Below are 17,353 nucleotides of genomic sequence, written 5' to 3' on the forward strand. Positions count from 1 at the left end.
ACTTCTGCACAACCTCCCGCCGGGTCAGGCGGCGAAGGAGATGGTTCACGTGTCCGCTACGCCCGTGCTGGCGTTGCGCGGGGTCTCCAAGCGGTTCGGTGCCGTTCAGGCGCTCACCGACGTAGAGCTTGAGGTCCACGCCGGTGAGGTGGTCGCCCTCGTGGGCGACAACGGTGCCGGAAAGTCCACGCTGGTCAAGACGATCGCCGGCGTGCACCCCATCGATGAGGGTGTCATCGAATGGGAAGGCAAGCCCGTAACGATCAGCAAGCCGCACGACGCCCAGAGCATGGGCATCGCGACGGTGTATCAGGACCTCGCGCTGGCCGACAACATCGACGTCGTCGGCAACCTGTACCTGGGCCGGGAGATCCGCCGGTACGGCGTCCTGGACGAGGTCGAGATGGAACGCCGCTCGCGTGAGCTGCTGACCACGCTGTCGATCCGCATCCCCAGCGTCCGTATCCCGATCGCCTCGCTCTCCGGCGGCCAGCGCCAGACCGTGGCCATCGCCCGTTCGATGCTGGGTGAGCCGAAGCTGGTCATCCTGGACGAGCCCACCGCCGCCCTCGGCGTCGAGCAGACCGCCCAGGTCCTCGACCTCGTCGAGCGACTGCGTGAGCGCGGTCTCGCCGTGATCCTCATCAGCCACAACATGGCGGACGTGAAGGCCGTCGCCGACAAGGTGGCGGTGCTGCGTCTGGGGCGCAACAACGGCGTCTTCGAGGTCAAGACGACCTCGCAGGAAGAGATCATCTCCGCCATCACCGGCGCCACGGACAACGCCGTGACCCGTCGTGCGGCGCGCAGCACTGGGGAGATCCAGAAGTGAGCATCGACAAGACTTCCACGTCTCCCGAGGACCACGTCGTGGAGAACCCGGACGCGGCCCCCCAGGCCGTCACCGCCGTCGACCCCCGGCTGCTGGTGCGCGAACAGGGATTCAAGGGCTACATCACCGAGTTCAAGCGCAAGATCAAGGCCGGTGACCTGGGCGCGATCCCGGTCGTCATCGGTCTGGCGATCATCTGGATCATCTTCCAGAGCCTGAACTCCAACTTCCTGACCGCAGGCAACCTCTCCGACATCTCCGTCGCCATGGTCGGCACGGGCATGATCGCCGTCGGTATCGTCTTCGTGCTGCTGCTCGGCGAGATCGACCTGTCGGTCGGCTCGGTGAGTGGTGTCGCCGGTGCCGCCTTTGCGGTGCTGACGGTCACCCACGGCATGTCGGCCTGGCTGGCCTTCGTCCTGGCCATCCTGACGGGCACGGTCGCCGGTGCGATCCACGGCTTCGTCTTCGCCAAGATCGGCGTGCCCGCGTTCGCCGTCACGCTGGCCGGTCTGCTCTTCTGGAACGGCTTCATGCTCCAGATCCTGGGCGACAGCGGCACCATCAACCTGGACAGCGAGGGACTCGTCGCCAAGCTGACCAGCTACTACTTCACGGACGTGGCCGCCGCCTACGGGCTCGCCCTCGTGGTGACGGTTCTTTACTTCCTCAGCTCCTACTTCGGCAACAGGCGGCGCGAAGCCGCCGGTGTGCCGTCCCGGCCGCTGAGCGAGACTGTCCTGCGCACGGCGCTGCTGGCGGTCCTCTCGTTCGCCGTGGCGGCCGTCTACAACCAGTACAAGGGCCTGCCGCTGGCGGTCGTGATCTTCATCGCTGTGCTGCTGATCACCGACTTCATCCTTCGCCGCACCCGGTACGGCCGGATGATCTTCGCCCTCGGTGGCAGCGTCGAGGCCTCCCGGCGTGCCGGTATCAACGTGGAGATGGTCCGGATCTCGGTGTTCGCGATCTCCGGTGGGTTCGCCGCGCTCGGCGGTCTGTTCATCGCCTCGAAGATCGCCTCCGCCAACCAGGGCGCCGGTGCCGGTGACCTGCTGATGAACGCGATCGCCGCGGCGGTGATCGGTGGCACGTCGCTGTTCGGTGGCCGTGGGCGCACGTGGAACGCGCTCCTCGGTGTGCTGGTCATCGTGTCGATCCAGTACGGCCTCGCCCTCGAGGGCATCGCCTCGCCGGTCCAGTACATGATCACCGGTGGTGTTCTGCTGGCGACCGTCGTCATCGACGCCATCACGCGCAAGACGCAGAAGACGGCCGGCCGCGCCTGACGCTCCGGCTCCGTCTCCCGAACCGTGCCCGGCACCGACGGTGGTGCCGGGCACGGTGCGTGTGCAGCCGAACGTGTTGCGCGGAAGGTGAGGGCCGCCCATGATCCGCCCAGGCGGAAGATTAGACTCGACGGGCCCGGCGAAAGCTCGTCACAGCTCTACTGCAAGGAGGCACGGGTGCCGCTGCTGACCCGCATCAGGGGACCGCGCGATCTGGACCGGCTCAGCCTGGAGGAGCTGGACCAGCTGGCAGAGGAGATCCGGACCTTCCTCGTCGACGCCGTCTCCAAGACCGGCGGCCACCTCGGCCCCAACCTCGGTGTGGTCGAGCTCACCATCGCGCTGCACCGCGTCTTCGACTCGCCCAGGGACAGGGTCCTCTTCGACACCGGGCACCAGGCCTATGTCCACAAGCTGCTCACCGGCCGTCAGGACTTCTCGAAGCTGCGCGCCAAGGGCGGCCTGTCCGGCTACCCCTCGCGCGCCGAGTCGGATCACGACGTCATCGAGAACTCGCACGCCTCCACGGTCCTCGGCTGGGCCGACGGCCTGGCCAAGGCCAACCAGCAGCTCGAGCGCGACAGCCACGTTGTGGCCGTCATCGGCGACGGCGCCCTGACCGGCGGCATGGCCTGGGAGGCGCTCAACAACATCGCGGACGCCAAGGACCGCCCGCTGGTCATCGTCGTCAACGACAACGAGCGCTCGTACTCGCCGACGATCGGCGGGCTCGCCAACCACCTGGCCACCCTGCGCATCACCGACGGATACGAGAAGTTCCTCGCTCGCACCCGGGAGGTGCTGGAGCGCACGCCCGTCGTCGGCAAGCCCCTTTACGAGACACTGCACGGGGCCAAGAAGGGCCTGAAGGACTTCATCGCCCCGCAGGGCATGTTCGAGGACCTGGGCCTGAAGTACGTGGGTCCGATCGACGGTCACAACATCGAGGCACTGGAGTCCGCGCTGGCCCGCGCCAAGCGGTTCGGCGGCCCGGTCATCGTGCACTGCCTCACCGAGAAGGGCCGCGGCTACAAGCCCGCCGTCGAGGACGAGGCCGACCGCTTCCACGCCGTCGGCGTCATCCACCCCGACACCGGCCTGCCCATCAAGGCCGCCGCCGCGAGCTGGACCTCCGTCTTCGGCGACGAGATGGTCAAGCTCGGCCGGGAGCGCGAGGACATCGTCGCCATCACCGCGGCGATGCTGCATCCCGTGGGCCTGAAGAAGTTCGCGGACGCCTTCCCGAACCGGACCTACGACGTGGGCATCGCAGAGCAGCACGGCGCGGTCTCCGCGGCCGGCCTGGCGACCGGCGGTGTGCACCCCGTCTTCGCGGTGTACGCGACCTTCCTCAACCGCGCCTTCGACCAGGTCCTCATGGACGTCGCCCTGCACAAGTGCGGTGTGACCTTCGTACTCGACCGGGCCGGTGTCACCGGCGACGACGGCGCCTCTCACAACGGCATGTGGGACATGTCGATGCTCCAGGTCGTGCCGGGCCTCAGGATCGCCGCCCCGCGCGACGCCGAGCAGTTGCGGGCCCAGCTGCGCGAGGCCGTCGACGTCGACGACGCGCCCACCGTGCTGCGCTACTCCAAGGGCGTCGTCGGTCCGGCCGTCCCCGCGGTCGGCACCGTCGGCGGCATGGACGTTCTGCGCAAGGCCGACGCCCCCGTCCCGGACGTGCTGCTGGTCTCCGTCGGCGCGCTCGCGCCGATGTGCCTGGAGATCGCCGACCTCCTCGACAAGCAGGGCATCTCGACGACCGTCGTCGACCCGCGCTGGGTCAAGCCCGTCGACGAGGCGCTCGCCCCGCTCGCCGCTCGGCATCGCGTGGTCGTCACCGTGGAGGACAACTCGCGCGTCGGCGGTGTCGGTTCGGCGGTCGCGCAGGCCCTGCGCGACGCGGGCGTCGACGTCCCGCTGCGCGACTTCGGCATCCCGCCGCGCTTCCTCGACCACGCCTCCCGCAAGGAGGTCATGGCGGAGATCGGCCTCACCGCGCCGGACATCGCCCGCCAGGTCACCGGCTTCGTCGCCAAGCTCGACGGCGGCCGGTTCGGGCGTACGAGTGCCACGCAGGCCGTGGACCCGGTCGAGAGCGCGCGCGACTGACGCGACCGCATGGTCTGCCTGGGCCGGCTTCAGATCCTTTACGGTGGCGAAGCCGGCCCGTCAGCGTGAACCCACGTGCGCCGGGGCATACGGACTACGCCCCCTCTCGATCATGTCGAGGACGCCGAGCGTGGGAGGTAAGCCGTGAGCAGCGCCCTCTTCCGGACGAAGAACGTCGAGCAGTCGATCCGGGACACGGAGCAACCCGAGCACGCGCTCAAGAAGACCCTCTCCGCCCTGGATCTGACCGTGTTCGGCGTCGGTGTCGTCATCGGCACCGGCATCTTCGTGCTGACCGGCAAGGTCGCCAAGGAGAACGCGGGCCCCGCCGTCTCCCTGGCCTTCGTGATCGCCGGTGTCGTCTGCGCGCTCGCCGCGCTCTGCTATGCGGAGTTCGCCTCGACGGTCCCCGTCGCGGGTTCCGCGTACACGTTCTCCTACGCCACCCTCGGCGAGCTGCCGGCCTGGATCATCGGCTGGGACCTCGTCCTGGAGTTCACGTTGGGCACGGCGGTGGTCGCCGTCGGCTGGTCCGGGTACGTCCGCTCACTGCTGGACAACGCGGGCTGGCACCTGCCCGGCTATCTCGGCGGCCGGGACGGGGCGCAGGGCTTCGGCTTCGACATCCTCGCCGCCGCGCTGATCCTGGTGCTCACCGCCATCCTCGTCGTCGGCGTGAAGCTCTCGGCCCGGCTCACCGAACTCGTCGTCGCCATCAAGGTCACCGTGGTGCTGATCGTGATCGTCGCGGGCGCCTTCTTCGTCAGCGGTGCCAACTACAAGCCGTTCATTCCGAAGGAACAGCCGGTGGAGGCGGCCGGCATGCTGAGTGCCCCACTGATCCAGCTGCTGTTCGGCTGGGCGCCGTCCAACTTCGGTGTGATGGGCATCTTCACCGCCGCGTCCGTCGTCTTCTTCGCCTTCATCGGCTTCGACATCGTGGCGACGACGGCCGAGGAGACCAGGAACCCGCAGCGCGACATGCCGCGGGGAATCCTCGGCTCCCTCTTCATCTGCACCGTGCTGTATGTGGCGGTGTCCATCGTCGTCACCGGGATGCAGCACTACACCAGGCTGTCCGTGGACGCACCGCTCGCCGACGCCTTCAAGGCCATCGGGCACCCCTGGTACGCGGGCGTGATCAGCTTCGGCGCCGCCGTCGGCCTGACGACCGTCTGCATGATCCTGCTGCTCGGCCAGACCCGGGTCTTCTTCGCGATGAGCCGGGACGGACTGCTGCCCCGCTTCTTCTCGCACGTCCATCCGCGGTTCAAGACCCCGCACCGGCCGACCGTCCTGCTCGGTGTGGTCATCGCCGTCGTCGCGGGGTTCACCAGCCTCAGCGAACTCGCCGAACTCGTGAACATCGGCACGCTCTTCGCCTTCATGGTGGTGGCCATCGGCGTGATCGTCCTGCGCAGGACCCGTCCCGACCTGCACCGCGCCTTCCGCACCCCGTTCGTTCCCGTGGTGCCGATCCTGTCGGTGTGCGCCTCGCTGTGGCTGATGCTGAACCTGCCCGCCGAGACCTGGCTGCGGTTCGCCATCTGGCTGGTCGTCGGCTTCCTCGTGTACTTCCTCTACGGCCGTTCGCACAGCCGCCTCGCCGCTGGCCAGGAGAGGCGACCGGCCGGACGGTGATCCCGCCGCGGGAGGACGACGGATCGTCCAGTGCTGTTCGCAGCACTAGCCGCGGTCCGCCCGCGGTCGCCCGTCGCGCACCGTGCGCGGGCCCGTGACCTCGGCTCCCAGTTCTGTGACCCGGCGCCGCAGTTCGCGGTCCGCCGTGACGACCAGGACGGCACGGTCCCCGGCCTCGGCGACCAGTTCGACGATGCGGTCGTCACCGCTGCCGGGCGCCGCCTCCACCCGCACCCCGGGCACGGACTCCACCCCGCGGGCCGCGCCCTCGACCACGAGCACCACCTCCACGGGCCCGGGGAGGCCCGGGAGCCCCGCGCCGGCGTACCGCACGATCCCGTCCCGCAGCCGTTCCGCGGCACCCTGCCGGTCCCGCCACCAGCCGTCGGGCACCGACCCGACGACGTTCGCGGCGTCGACGAGGACCAGGGGCTGAGCACTCATGCCGCACAGCCTCGCACGCACCCGCACCGCACGCACGGCGGACGCCCTATTAGAGTGGGGGAGTGTCGACGGTCCCTACAGTGAACGGCCCCTGGCTGCTGCGTGGCAGGGACGGCAGCCTGAGTACCTACGCCACGCGGGACGAGGCGGTGTGGTGCCGGGCCGAGCGACAGCCGAGCCTGCACTGGACGTCTGCGCGCCGGGTGGGCGGGGAGCAGCGGGTCCGGGCCCAGCTGGCCGTCGGTCAGGGCCCGGACGGTTATGCCCATCTTGTCGCCTGGCGTCCCACGGTCCGGGGCGAGTTCGGTCTCGTGCACTCCACGCACTTCCGTCCCCATCTGTCCGCGCTCGACTGGGTTCCCATCGGCCATCCGAACAAGAAGGGCGACCGGACGGGTCTGCCCGCGGTGGCCGTGGACGCCGAGGGCCGGGCCCATGTCTTCGTCCGCAACCAGGGCGGCGGCGTCAGCATGCTCGCCCAGAAGGAACGCGGCGGCTGGGGCCCGTGGCACGACCTCGGAGGCCTGGGCGCACACGAGGAACTCGCCGCCGTGACCGGCCATTCAGGGCGGATCGAGCTGTACGCCACGACAGACGATGGCCTTCTGCGCTGGAGCCAGGAGAAGCCCGGTGAGGCCCTCGTCCCCGACGATGCCCTGGAAGCGCGCGTGCGCCCCGGAACGCTGACCGCGCTGCACAACTCCAAGGCCGACGGCACCGCACTGTTCTTCACGGATCCCGAGGGGATGCTGCACACATGGCGTCCGGGCGGCGTTCCCCGTCCGCTGCTCGCCGCCGCGGGGCCGGGTCCGGTGGCGGCGCTCGGCTGTGTCGTCGATGGTCGGGCCTGCACACTGCTCGCCCAGCGTTCCGCCTCCGGCCGGGTCGTCATCTGCGTCTGTCCCACCGAGCAGGGATCGGTGGGCCTGCGATGGACCGAATCGGGTCCGCAGCTGCCGGCGGGCTCGAGGGTGGCCGTCGCCGAGGACGCACAGGGGCGCGTCGTCGCCGCGTCGCTGACGGAGGACGGCGAACTCCGTCTGGCCCGCCAGAAGGACGGTACGGGACCGGCGCTGGATACGTGGCAGACGGTCTGACCGTCCCCTCCCGGCACAGGGGTTCCCTGTGCACCGGCAACCGGATCGCGGGCGGCCGCCGTGGCCGCCCGCTGGTGTCGTCCGCCCGCGGCCGCATTCTCCTGCGGGGGAGCAGGGCGAGCCGCCCTTCCCATGTACTCGAGTGACCCTGGTCGCCGAACGATGCAACCGCACACGGGTGCATGCAAACGGGCTTACTGAGACACACGAGACGGATAGAGGGTTGTACACACTTGAGAGTGATAAGAGGCACTGCGACGAGCCGTGGTTGAACCCTGAAGCGGTTGTTAGTCTCGACTCTCTTGTTCGATTTCTGGAACCGACGGAGCGCTGAGCCCGTCGGGCGGGGGTTGGGGATGGGGTCGTGAGCAAAGCCACCACGGTGGATCTCGTTGTCGTCGGGCTCGGATACGTGGGGTTGCCACTGGCCCGCTCCGCGTCGGCGGCCGGACTGAAAGTGGTCGGTCTCGACCGCAGCCGTCGAGTCATCGACGGTCTGAACGGCGGCCGTTCGCACGTCGACGACATCACCGACGCCGAGGTCCGCACCATGCTGGAGCAGGGCTTCGAGGCTGTCGACCGGGCCGAGGTCATCGCCGATGCCGCTGCCGTGGTCATCTGTGTCCCGACACCGCTCACCGAGCACGGCTCGCCCGACCTCGGCGCCGTGCACGCCGCGGTCGACGACATCGCGGCCCATCTGGCTCCCGGCACCCTGGTGGTGCTGGAGTCGACGACGTACCCAGGAACCACCGACGAGGTCGTACGTCCCCGGCTCGAGGCCGGTGGCCTGCGGGTCGGCGAGGACTTCCACCTGGCGTTCTCGCCCGAGCGCATCGACCCGGGCAACGCCAGCTTCGGCCTGGAGAACACGCCCAAGGTGGTCGGCGGCATCACGCCGGACTGCACCAAGGCCGCACGCACGCTCTACGAGCGCTTCGTGCGGCAGGTGGTGGAGGCCAAGGGCTCGCGCGAGGCCGAAATGGCCAAGCTGCTGGAGAACACCTACCGCCACGTGAACATCGCGCTCGTCAATGAGATGTCGATGTTCTGCCGTGAGATCGGTGTCGACCTGTGGGACGCGATTCGCTGCGCCTCCACCAAGCCGTTCGGGTTCGCGGCCTTCTACCCCGGCCCGGGCGTGGGCGGCCACTGCATCCCGATCGACCCCAACTACCTCTCCTACAAGGTTCGCTCACTCGGCATCCCGTTCCGGTTCGTCGAGCTGGCCCAGGAGATCAACAACCGGATGCCCGTCCATGTGGTCAACCGAGCGGCCGACCTCCTGAACGACCAGGGCAAGGCGGTCCGTGGGTCCCGCATCCTGCTGCTCGGTGTGACCTACAAGCCCGACATCTCCGACCAGCGGGAGAGCCCGGCCGTCGCGGTCGCCGAGAACCTCCTCGAGCGCGGTGCCGAACTGGTCTACTTCGACCCGCGCGTCGACGACTGGACGATCGCCGGAGCCCCGGTCGAGCGGGCCGACGACTACCTCGTCGCGGCCGAGGCCGCGGACCTCACCATCCTGCTCCAGCCACACCGCGAGATCGACCTGGGTCTGCTGGCGGACCGCGCCCGGGCGCTCTTCGACACCCGCGGCAAGACCGCCGATCACCCCCGGGTGGTCAAACTGTGAGCGCTGAGGGTACGTACATACCCGGGGCCGTCGATTCCGGCGGCCGTCAAAAGCACCGCAGGCGCAGGCATCTGAAGGTCTCGTACTTCTTCTTCCTCGCGCTGGCCGCGCTCATCGCCACCCGGCTCGACGCGGGTTCCCTGCATTTTTACTCGTTCGGTGCGATGGGCCTGCTGGCGATCAAGATGTTCATGGCGCTCTTCTACCGGCCGGCCAAGGCCGGCCGGGAGGAGCTGGAGTACCTCGAGCAGGCGTGGGTCACCGCGGTCATCCCGATCTACAACGAGGACCCGGTGATGTTCGAGCAGGGCATGCGCAGCCTCCTCGCGCAGAGCCGTCTGCCCAACGAGATCCACATCATCGACGACGCCAGCGCCAACGACTCCGGCATCCGGGCCGCGAAGAGGATGCGCCGCGAGTTCGAGGCCAAGGGCGTCAAGTACACGGTCAGTGTGCAGCCCGAGAACAAGGGCAAGCGCGAGGCGCTCGCCCGGGGCTTCGAGGCGGCGCCGTACTCCGACATCTTCCTGTGCGTGGACTCGGACACCGTGCTCGCCCGCGACACGGTCCGCGAACTGCTGCTGCCGCTCGCCGACGAGCGCGTCATGGCCTCCACCGGAATGGTCCTGGCGCTCAACCACGACAGCAACATCTTCACGCGCCTGCAGGACCTCAGGTACGGGAACTCCTTCCTCTTCGAGCGGGCCGCCTACTCGCGCCTGAAGTCCGTTCTGTGCTGCTGCGGTGCCCTGTCCGCGTACCGCGGCACATTGGTGCGCAAGTACCTCCCGGACTTCCTCAACCAGCAGTTCCTGGGCAAGCCGGCCGTCTTCGGCGACGACCGCCGCATGACCAACTACTGCCTCATGGAGGGCCAGGTCGTCTTCCAGGAGACCGCTGTCGGCTACACGGCCGTTCCCGAGAAGCTGCCGCACTTCCTGCGCCAGCAGGTCCGCTGGAACAAGTCGTTCTTCCGCGAGTCCCTGTGGGCCTTCCGGCACCAGAAGAAGTTCCGGCCCGCCTTCTGGCTCACCTGTATGGAACTGGGCCTGTGGCTGGTCTTCGGCACGGCGATGTTCTACTCGCTCATCGTCCTGCCGATCCTGCACCCGGCCTCGTTCGTCAACCATGTGGGCGACTACGCCGTCTTCATGATCCTCATGGGGTACCTGCGCAACGTCCGGTACCTCGACTTCCCCCGCCGGGGCATGGGCTTCATCAAGCGGTTCGGCATGTTCCTGCTGGCCCCGCTCTACGGGTTGATCCAGCTGTTCCTTCTCACCCCGCTCCGCTTCTACGCCCTGCTCACCCTGCACAAGGGCAGTTGGGGCACCCGGCAGGGCGGCGTCGAGGTGTCCGTGGCGGGCGACCACGAGGCCGATGTGACGGAGATCTTCGAGGAAGAGGACCCGTACTCCGACAAGAAGGTCAGCGAGACGCTCCAGTTGATGCGCCTCGAAGGCGTGGCGCTGGGGCGCACGATGCCGAGCCAGGGCGTCAGGATCCCCGTCCAGCCGCAGCCGCTGCCCGGCTACGACGAGGAGCACGCCTACGCGCCCCAGCAGCGCGTGTCCTGGGGTACGCCGGCACAGGTCGGGCAGTACCAGCACCAGCAGCCGTGGCAGGAGGGGCAGTACGACCCGTACCACACGGGCCAGGACAACCAGGGGTACCCGGACCCGTCATGGCAGCACGGCCAGGGCCAGGGCCAGGGACAGGGCTGGTAAGTCACGAAAAGCGGAAGGGGGCGGCCTCCGGGCCGCCCCCTTCCGTCTTCTCCCCTACGTGTAGTACGCCATCGCCTCCGCGACCGTCACGACGGGGATCCCCCGGTTGGAGATCGCCTTCATCAGCGTCTCGAGGCCGGTCCTGCCGATCTGCGTGCTGGCCGTCGGAGTTCCGTCGACGACCCGGTGCAGACAGAGGATCAGCCAGTCCCCGTTGTTGACGCATCGGTCGAGCCGGCCGCCCGCCGCCGTCAGGTTCGCCACCGCCGTGCCGCCGATGCCCGATGCGTCGGTGATGCCGGTCAGCGCCTTGAGGCGGTACGGCATCGCAGGGGCGAAGGACTCGATCGTCTCGGAGATGATGGAACGGGCCGTGGTGAAGTGCCGGCTCGCTATCTGGTCGACCGGAACGCCGTCCGTCGTCTTCTCGAACGCGCCGTGCGGATAGGCGAAGTGCTCGCTGGTGAACCCGTGGGAGACCAGCCACTCACGCAGGGTCCGCAGGTCGTTGTCCACCTGCTGTGCGGTGAGCTTGCTGTAGCTCGCGGTGTGGGCGCTCGTCGCGTACGAGTGCCCGGCCATCTCCCAGCCCGAGAAGTCCTGCAGGGAGTGCATCTGGTCGAGGGTCAAGTAGTCTCCGGCGCCTATCGCGTCGGCGATGTTGTAGACCGTGCCGGAGAACCCGTACGCGTCCATCACCGGACGGGCCAGGCTGTGCACGGAGGTGTGGGAGTCGTCGAAGGTGATGGAGACGACGCCCTTCGGGAAGACGGAGGCGGTGTCGGGGATCAGCTCGACGGCCTGCAGATGGTACGTGACCGGGCCGCCCGCGTTGTCGTACACGGCGAACGACATGTCCGTGAACCCCGTCGTGGTGGACGGCACTCCGGCGGAGGAGATCGAGTACGTGCCGAACGCGCTCGTGACGTCGGCCCACTGCAGGTGCACGGTCACCCATTCGCCGGACTGGACGTAGTTCGTCGACGTGGTGGAGTGCGTGTGGAACTGCCAGAGGAAGTAGTTCGCCAGCGAACTGCTGCCCAGGTAGAAGGACAGCTTCGACAGGTCGGTGGTGTCCTCGACCCGGAAGACGAGTCTGATCGCCTTGCCGGTCAGGTTCGTCGCCAGCCCGCCGAGTCTGCGGACGTACGACTGCTTGCCGGTGCCGGCGGTGGTCACCCTGACCGACTGCGTGCCCCGTACGAAGACGGACGTGTCGTTCGCGTCGGCGGACGAGGTGCCCGTGCCCGCTGCGGACCAGCCGTGCCCCGACTGGAACTGCTGCGACCAGGTGGCGCGCCGGTGTCGGGGACGGCGCCCGGACGGGGCGTACGTCGGTGGTGTGGTGAGGTTGCCGATCGCCGCCGCCGCGGCGGCCGCAGGAGCCGCGGCGGCGGGCTGGGCCGGTACGGTGCCCAGCATCGCACCACCGGCGGTCACCAGGCCCCCGGTGCCGGCCAGACGCAGCGCCGAGCGTCTGCTCAGCCCGCGGGCGGAAAAGCCCGGTTCATGGTTCACGTGAGCCCCCCCCAGGGATCAGGACGTGGTGTTGAAGTAATTCATGCCGTTCTCGCTGAAGCCCTGCACCGCGGTGTCGACGTCCCCCAGAGACAGCGCTTGCTTGGAGTTGTAGTAGAGCCAGTCGACCTTCATGTCCCAGGAACGCTCGCCCTTGAACGGCAGGTCCACGAACCAGGTGTTGAAGTTCACGGACATGCCCGCGCGCGGGGCGTACTTGCCGTTGGTGGTGAAGATCTTCTTGCCGTCCAGGTGGTAGGTCACCACGTCGTCCTTGACGGTGATCACGATGGTGTGCCAGCCGGCGAGGCTCTTGTGCGTGGTGTTGTAGACCCGGTCTTCCACCGTGTGCCAGGTCACGTTGTCGAGCTTGGGCCCGAGACGGCCCCAGCCCCCGTTCGGCAGGTACTCGTTGTCGAGCTCGCTGTACGTCGAGCCCTTTCCGCCGATGGTGTAGAAGGTCTCGTTGACGTGGTCGCCGTTCTTGCCGGACGTGGGGTCGTCGCTGAAGTGGATCCGGGCGGCGTAGGTCCCGGACCGGAACTCCCGGCCCGAAGTCCCGACGCTGGCCTGCTTCGTGCCGGCCTTGGTGCCGTCCGTGCTGGCGCTCAGGTTGAGCACCTGGCCGTCGCCCAGGGAGTCCTTGTCGGAGGGGAAGCTGACGCCGTCGGACGACCACGTGTCGTCGATGCCCGGGCCGCCGTCACTGGTGCGGACGAGCCACCCGTGTTTGAAGAGCGCGGGGTCCTTGGGGCCGAGGTAGTGGAAGTTGTCGAAGAGGACCCCGGACGGGGCGGCCGGTACCGGAGCGGCGGCAGAGGGGTCCGCCGACTTCTTGGGGTCGCCGCCCGGCTCCTCACCCCAGGCGAGGACCCCGCGCTTGTACGCGGTGACCGTCTTCGACTCCTTGTAGGTGGTCTTCTCCGCGTCGAAGGAGCGGTCGTTGGACTGGTCCAGCTGCTTGTGGTCGGTGCGGTACAGCTGGAGGTCGATGCCCTTGCTGTTCGCATCGGGCTCCAGGGTTCCCGCGTCCGTGGTGAACCGGATCTCCAGGTAGTGGTCGGCCGTCTCGGTCGGCGCGTCGAGTTCGCCGATGGTCGCGGCGATGTGCGAGCATCCGACCTCGGCCTGGACGCAGTTGACGGCGTACGACGTGGCACCGTCCGCGGTGAAGTAGTACCTGAGGGAGACATCGCTCAGCGGCAGAGGCTTCTTCGACTCGTTGAAGACTTCCAGCGACGGCCTGGCCGCGTCGGAGGCGGCAGCGGTGTCCGTCCGGTAGCGGACCACGAGCTCGGGCGGCTCCGGATGTGCGTCGCGCCACACCGGGTACAGGGCCGTGCCGCCGGCGGCGACCACGCACACGATGAGCAGCAATTTGATCTTGGGCCATACCCGACGTCGGGGTTGTTGGCGGCGGGCAGACGCCACTGAGGCTCCTACGGGTGACTTCGAGTCCGAATCGAGGGCGAATCGGCAAGACGGACGAGAATCTGTGGTCAGATCTTATGTAGATCCTATCTGTGGTGTGAATGCGTATCGGGTGAACCCGTTGCAAGACGGAATCGTCCTGAGACACAGTCCTGAGACACGGCCGATGCACGGGCCGCAGCACAGCCCTTGAAAGAAGGGTGGGCCGCACGGCACTTCGCCGTGCGGCCCACTCCTCCAGGGTGGTGCGTTACGCGGGGACGCTCGCCACGCCCGGTTCCAGGAACCTCTTGCCGTTCACCCGCTCCGAAACGCCCTCGCGGTCCAGGTACGGGGTGATGCCGCCCAGGTGGAAGGGCCAGCCGGCGCCCGTGATCAGGCACAGGTCGATGTCCTGAGCCTCGGCCACGACGCCCTCGTCGAGCATCAGGCCGATCTCCTGGGCCACCGCGTCCAGGACGCGGGCGCGCACCTGCTCCTCGGTCAGGACCGTGCCGCCCTGCTTCAGGAGCGCGGCGACCTCCGGGTCCAGCTCCGGCTTGCCGCTGTCGTAGACATAGAAGCCGCGCTTGCCCGCCTTGACGACCGCCTTGAGGTTCGGGGAGACCGTGAAGCGGTCCGGGAAGGCCCGGTTGAGGGTCTCCGAGACATGCAGGCCGATGGCCGGCCCGACCAGCTCGAGGAGGACCAGCGGGGACATCGGCAGGCCCAGGGGCTCCACCGCCTTCTCCGCCACCCCGACCGGGGTGCCCTCGTCGATGACGTTCTGGATCTCGCCCATGAAGCGGGTGAGGATGCGGTTGACGACGAACGCCGGAGCGTCCTTCACCAGCACCGCGGTCTTCTTCAGCTTCCTGGCCACCGCGAACGCGGTCGCGAGCGAGGCGTCGTCCGTCTTCTCGCCGCGGACGATCTCCAGGAGCGGCAGGACCGCGACCGGGTTGAAGAAGTGGAAGCCGACGACCCGCTCGGGGTGCTGCAGCTTCGACGCCATCTCCGACACCGACAGGGAGGAGGTGTTGGTGGCGAGGATCGCGTGGGCCGGGGCGACCGCCTCGACCTCGGCGAACACCTTCTGCTTGACCGACATCTCCTCGAACACGGCCTCGATGACGAAGTCCGCGTCCGCGAAGCCCTCGGCCTTGTCCAGGACACCGGAGACCAGCGCCTTGAGGCGGTTGGCCTTGTCCTGGTTGATCCGGCCCTTGCCGAGCAGCTTGTCGATCTCGGCGTGGACGTAGCCCACGCCCTTGTCGACACGCTCCTGGTCGATGTCCGTGAGGACGACCGGGACCTCCAGCCGGCGCAGGAACAGCAGCGCCAGCTGCGAGGCCATCAGACCGGCGCCGACGACGCCGACCTTGGTGACCGGGCGGGCCAGGTTCTTGTCCGGGGCGCCGGCCGGGCGCTTGCCGCGCTTCTGGACGAGGTTGAAGGCGTAGATGCCCGCCCGCAGTTCGCCGCCCATGATCAGGTCCGCGAGGGCCTGGTCCTCGGCGTCGTAGCCCTGCTGCAGGTCGCCGTTCTTCGCCGCGGCGATGATGTCCAGCGCGCGGTACGCGGCCGGAGCCGCGCCGTGAACCTTGCCGTCCGCGATGAAGCGGCCCTTGGCCACGGCCTGGTCCCAGGCCTCGCCGCGGTCGATCACCGGACGCTCGATCTGGATCTCGCCCTTGAGGACGGCCGCCGTCCAGATCAGCGACTGCTCGAGGAAGTCGGCGCCCTCGAAGATGGCGTCGGCGATGCCGAGTTCGTAGACCTGTTTGCCCCCCAGCTGCTTGTTCTGGTTGAGGGAGTTCTCGATGATCACCGAGACGGCCTTGTCCGCGCCGATCAGGTTCGGCAGCAGGGTGCAGCCGCCCCAGCCGGGGACCAGGCCCAGGAAGACCTCGGGCAAGGAGAACGCCGGGAGCGCCGCGGACACTGTGCGGTAGGTGCAGTGCAGGCCGACCTCGACGCCGCCGCCCATCGCCGCGCCGTTGTAGTACGCGAAGGTCGGGACGGCCAGCGTCGACAGGCGCTTGAAGACCTCGTGGCCGCCCTTGCCGATGGCCAGCGCGTCCTCGTGCTTCTTCAGCAGCTCGACGCCCTTGAGGTCGGCACCGACCGCGAAGATGAACGGCTTGCCGGTGATGCCGACACCGACGATCTCGCCGTCCGCGGCCTCCTTCTCGACCTGGTCGATCGCGGTGTTCAGGTTCGCGAGCGACTGCGGGCCGAAGGTGGTCGGCTTGGTGTGGTCGAAGCCGTTGTCCAGGGTGATCAGGGCGAAACGGCCCGCGCCCTGCGGCAGGTCGAAGTGGCGTACGTGCGCCTGGGTGACGACCTCGTCCGGGAACAGCTCGGCCGCGCCCTTCAACAGTTCGGCGGTGGTGCTCACTTGTCCCCCTCGAAGTGCGGGTTCTCCCAGATGACCGTCGCGCCCATGCCGAAGCCGACGCACATGGTGGTCAGGCCGTAGCGGACCTGCGGCTGCTCCTCGAACTGGCGGGCGAGCTGTGTCATCAGACGGACACCGGAGGAGGCGAGCGGGTGGCCGAAGGCGATGGCACCGCCGTACTGGTTGACGCGCTCGTCGTCGTCCGCAATGCCGTAGTGGTCGAGGAAGGCCAGGACCTGGACCGCGAAGGCCTCGTTGATCTCGAAGAGGCCGATATCGGAGATGGACAGGCCCGCCTTGGCGAGCGCCTTCTCCGTGGCGGGGATCGGGCCGTAGCCCATGACCTCGGGCTCCACGCCCACGAAGGCGTAGGAGACCAGGCGCATCTTGACCGGCAGGCCGTTCTCGCGGGCGAAGTCCTCGGACGCGATGATCGAGGCGGTGGCGCCGTCGTTCAGACCGGCCGCGTTGCCCGCGGTGACCCGGCCGTGCACGCGGAACGGCGTCTTGAGGTTGGCCAGGTTCTCCAGGGTGGTGCCCGGGCGCATCGGCTCGTCCGCCGTCACCAGACCCCAGCCGGTCTCGCCGCTCTCGGGGTTCGTGCGGCGCACGGAGATCGGCACCAGGTCCTGCTGGATCTTGCCGTTGGCGTACGCCTTGGCGGCCTTCTCCTGCGAGCGCACCGCGTACTCGTCGGCGCGCAGCTTGGTGATGTGCGGGTAGCGGTCGTGCAGGTTCTCCGCGGTCATGCCCATGAAGAGGGCGGACTCGTCGACCAGCTTCTCGCTCACGAAGCGCGGGTTCGGGTCCACGCCCTCGCCCATCGGGTGGCGGCCCATGTGCTCGACACCGCCCGCGATGACGGCGTCGTAGGCGCCGAAGGCGATCGAGCCGGCCGTCGTCGTCACGGCCGTCAGCGCGCCGGCGCACATGCGGTCGATGGAGTAACCCGGCACGGACGTAGGGAGACCGGCCAGAATGCCGGCCGTGCGGCCGAGCGTCAGGCCCTGGTCACCGATCTGGGTGGTGGCGGCGATGGCGACCTCGTCGACCTTCTTCGGGTCGAGACCCGGGTTGCGGCGCAACAGCTCCCGGATCGCCTTCACGACGAGATCGTCGGCGCGGGTCTCGTGGTAGATGCCCTTCGGGCCCGCCTTGCCGAACGGGGTACGGACGCCGTCGACGAAGACGACGTCCCTGACGGTACGAGGCACGATGGCTCTCCTCCAGGGTGCGGGATGGC

The 17,353-nt window shown here is 68.6% G+C and carries 12 protein-coding genes; 7 read left to right on the forward strand and 5 right to left on the reverse strand.

Annotated elements, in window-relative coordinates; genetic code table 11:
• Positions 1–40 precede the first annotated feature (40 nt).
• The 4 genes from VXC91_RS02930 (at position 41) to VXC91_RS02945 (ending at position 5,877) form a co-directional block, all read left to right on the forward strand.
• Entirely contained in the window at positions 41–832 is a 792-nt protein-coding gene (locus VXC91_RS02930) for an ATP-binding cassette domain-containing protein (RefSeq protein ID WP_329504837.1), read from the forward strand.
• Positions 829–2,121 carry a sugar ABC transporter permease gene (locus VXC91_RS02935; protein WP_329504838.1) on the forward strand — a complete coding sequence of 431 codons (1,293 nt, stop codon included), beginning with the start codon at positions 829–831 and terminating at the stop codon, positions 2,119–2,121. The genes VXC91_RS02930 and VXC91_RS02935 overlap by 4 nt, the downstream gene beginning before the upstream one ends.
• A 177-nt stretch (positions 2,122–2,298) precedes the next feature.
• Positions 2,299–4,236 (forward strand): 1-deoxy-D-xylulose-5-phosphate synthase, encoded by a 1,938-nt coding sequence (gene dxs / locus VXC91_RS02940; RefSeq protein WP_329504839.1) that lies wholly within the window; start codon positions 2,299–2,301, stop codon positions 4,234–4,236.
• 144 nt (positions 4,237–4,380) lie between these two features.
• Positions 4,381–5,877 (forward strand): amino acid permease, encoded by a 1,497-nt coding sequence (locus VXC91_RS02945; RefSeq protein WP_329504841.1) that lies wholly within the window; start codon positions 4,381–4,383, stop codon positions 5,875–5,877.
• Between the two features lie 45 nt (positions 5,878–5,922).
• On the opposite strand, the gene VXC91_RS02950 is transcribed toward VXC91_RS02945, so the two are convergent.
• Positions 5,923–6,321: an NTP pyrophosphohydrolase gene (locus tag VXC91_RS02950; protein WP_329504842.1), complete on the reverse strand. Its 399-nt coding sequence runs from the start codon at positions 6,319–6,321 to the stop codon at positions 5,923–5,925.
• 80 nt (positions 6,322–6,401) lie between these two features.
• On the opposite strand from VXC91_RS02950, the gene VXC91_RS02955 reads away from it, so the two are divergent.
• The 3 genes from VXC91_RS02955 (at position 6,402) to VXC91_RS02965 (ending at position 10,781) form a co-directional block, all read left to right on the forward strand.
• Positions 6,402–7,418 carry a hypothetical protein gene (locus VXC91_RS02955; RefSeq protein ID WP_329504971.1) on the forward strand — a complete coding sequence of 339 codons (1,017 nt, stop codon included), beginning with the start codon at positions 6,402–6,404 and terminating at the stop codon, positions 7,416–7,418.
• Positions 7,419–7,782: 364 nt separating this feature from the next.
• Positions 7,783–9,054, forward strand: coding sequence for a nucleotide sugar dehydrogenase (locus VXC91_RS02960; protein WP_329504844.1), 1,272 nt, complete (start codon positions 7,783–7,785; stop codon positions 9,052–9,054).
• Complete coding sequence (locus VXC91_RS02965; protein ID WP_329504846.1) at positions 9,051–10,781, forward strand: glycosyltransferase; 1,731 nt, start codon at positions 9,051–9,053, stop codon at positions 10,779–10,781. Before VXC91_RS02960 ends, VXC91_RS02965 begins: the two co-directional genes overlap by 4 nt.
• A 54-nt stretch (positions 10,782–10,835) precedes the next feature.
• Here the strand turns inward: VXC91_RS02965 and VXC91_RS02970 are convergent, their stop codons facing one another.
• The 4 genes from VXC91_RS02970 to VXC91_RS02985 form a co-directional block, all read right to left on the reverse strand.
• Entirely contained in the window at positions 10,836–12,299 is a 1,464-nt protein-coding gene (locus VXC91_RS02970; protein ID WP_329504848.1) for a polysaccharide deacetylase family protein, read from the reverse strand.
• A gap of 18 nt (positions 12,300–12,317) precedes the next feature.
• Positions 12,318–13,730, reverse strand: a complete 1,413-nt coding sequence (locus VXC91_RS02975; RefSeq protein WP_329504850.1) for a cellulose binding domain-containing protein — start codon at positions 13,728–13,730, stop codon at positions 12,318–12,320.
• 250 nt (positions 13,731–13,980) lie between these two features.
• Complete coding sequence (locus VXC91_RS02980; protein WP_329504851.1) at positions 13,981–16,110, reverse strand: 3-hydroxyacyl-CoA dehydrogenase NAD-binding domain-containing protein; 2,130 nt, start codon at positions 16,108–16,110, stop codon at positions 13,981–13,983.
• Positions 16,107–17,324: a thiolase family protein gene (locus VXC91_RS02985; protein ID WP_329504853.1), complete on the reverse strand. Its 1,218-nt coding sequence runs from the start codon at positions 17,322–17,324 to the stop codon at positions 16,107–16,109. The genes VXC91_RS02980 and VXC91_RS02985 overlap by 4 nt, the downstream gene beginning before the upstream one ends.
• Positions 17,325–17,353: the final 29 nt, after the last annotated feature.

It is taken from the genome of Streptomyces chiangmaiensis (genome assembly GCF_036281785.1).
Classification (GTDB): domain Bacteria; phylum Actinomycetota; class Actinomycetes; order Streptomycetales; family Streptomycetaceae; genus Streptomyces; species Streptomyces chiangmaiensis.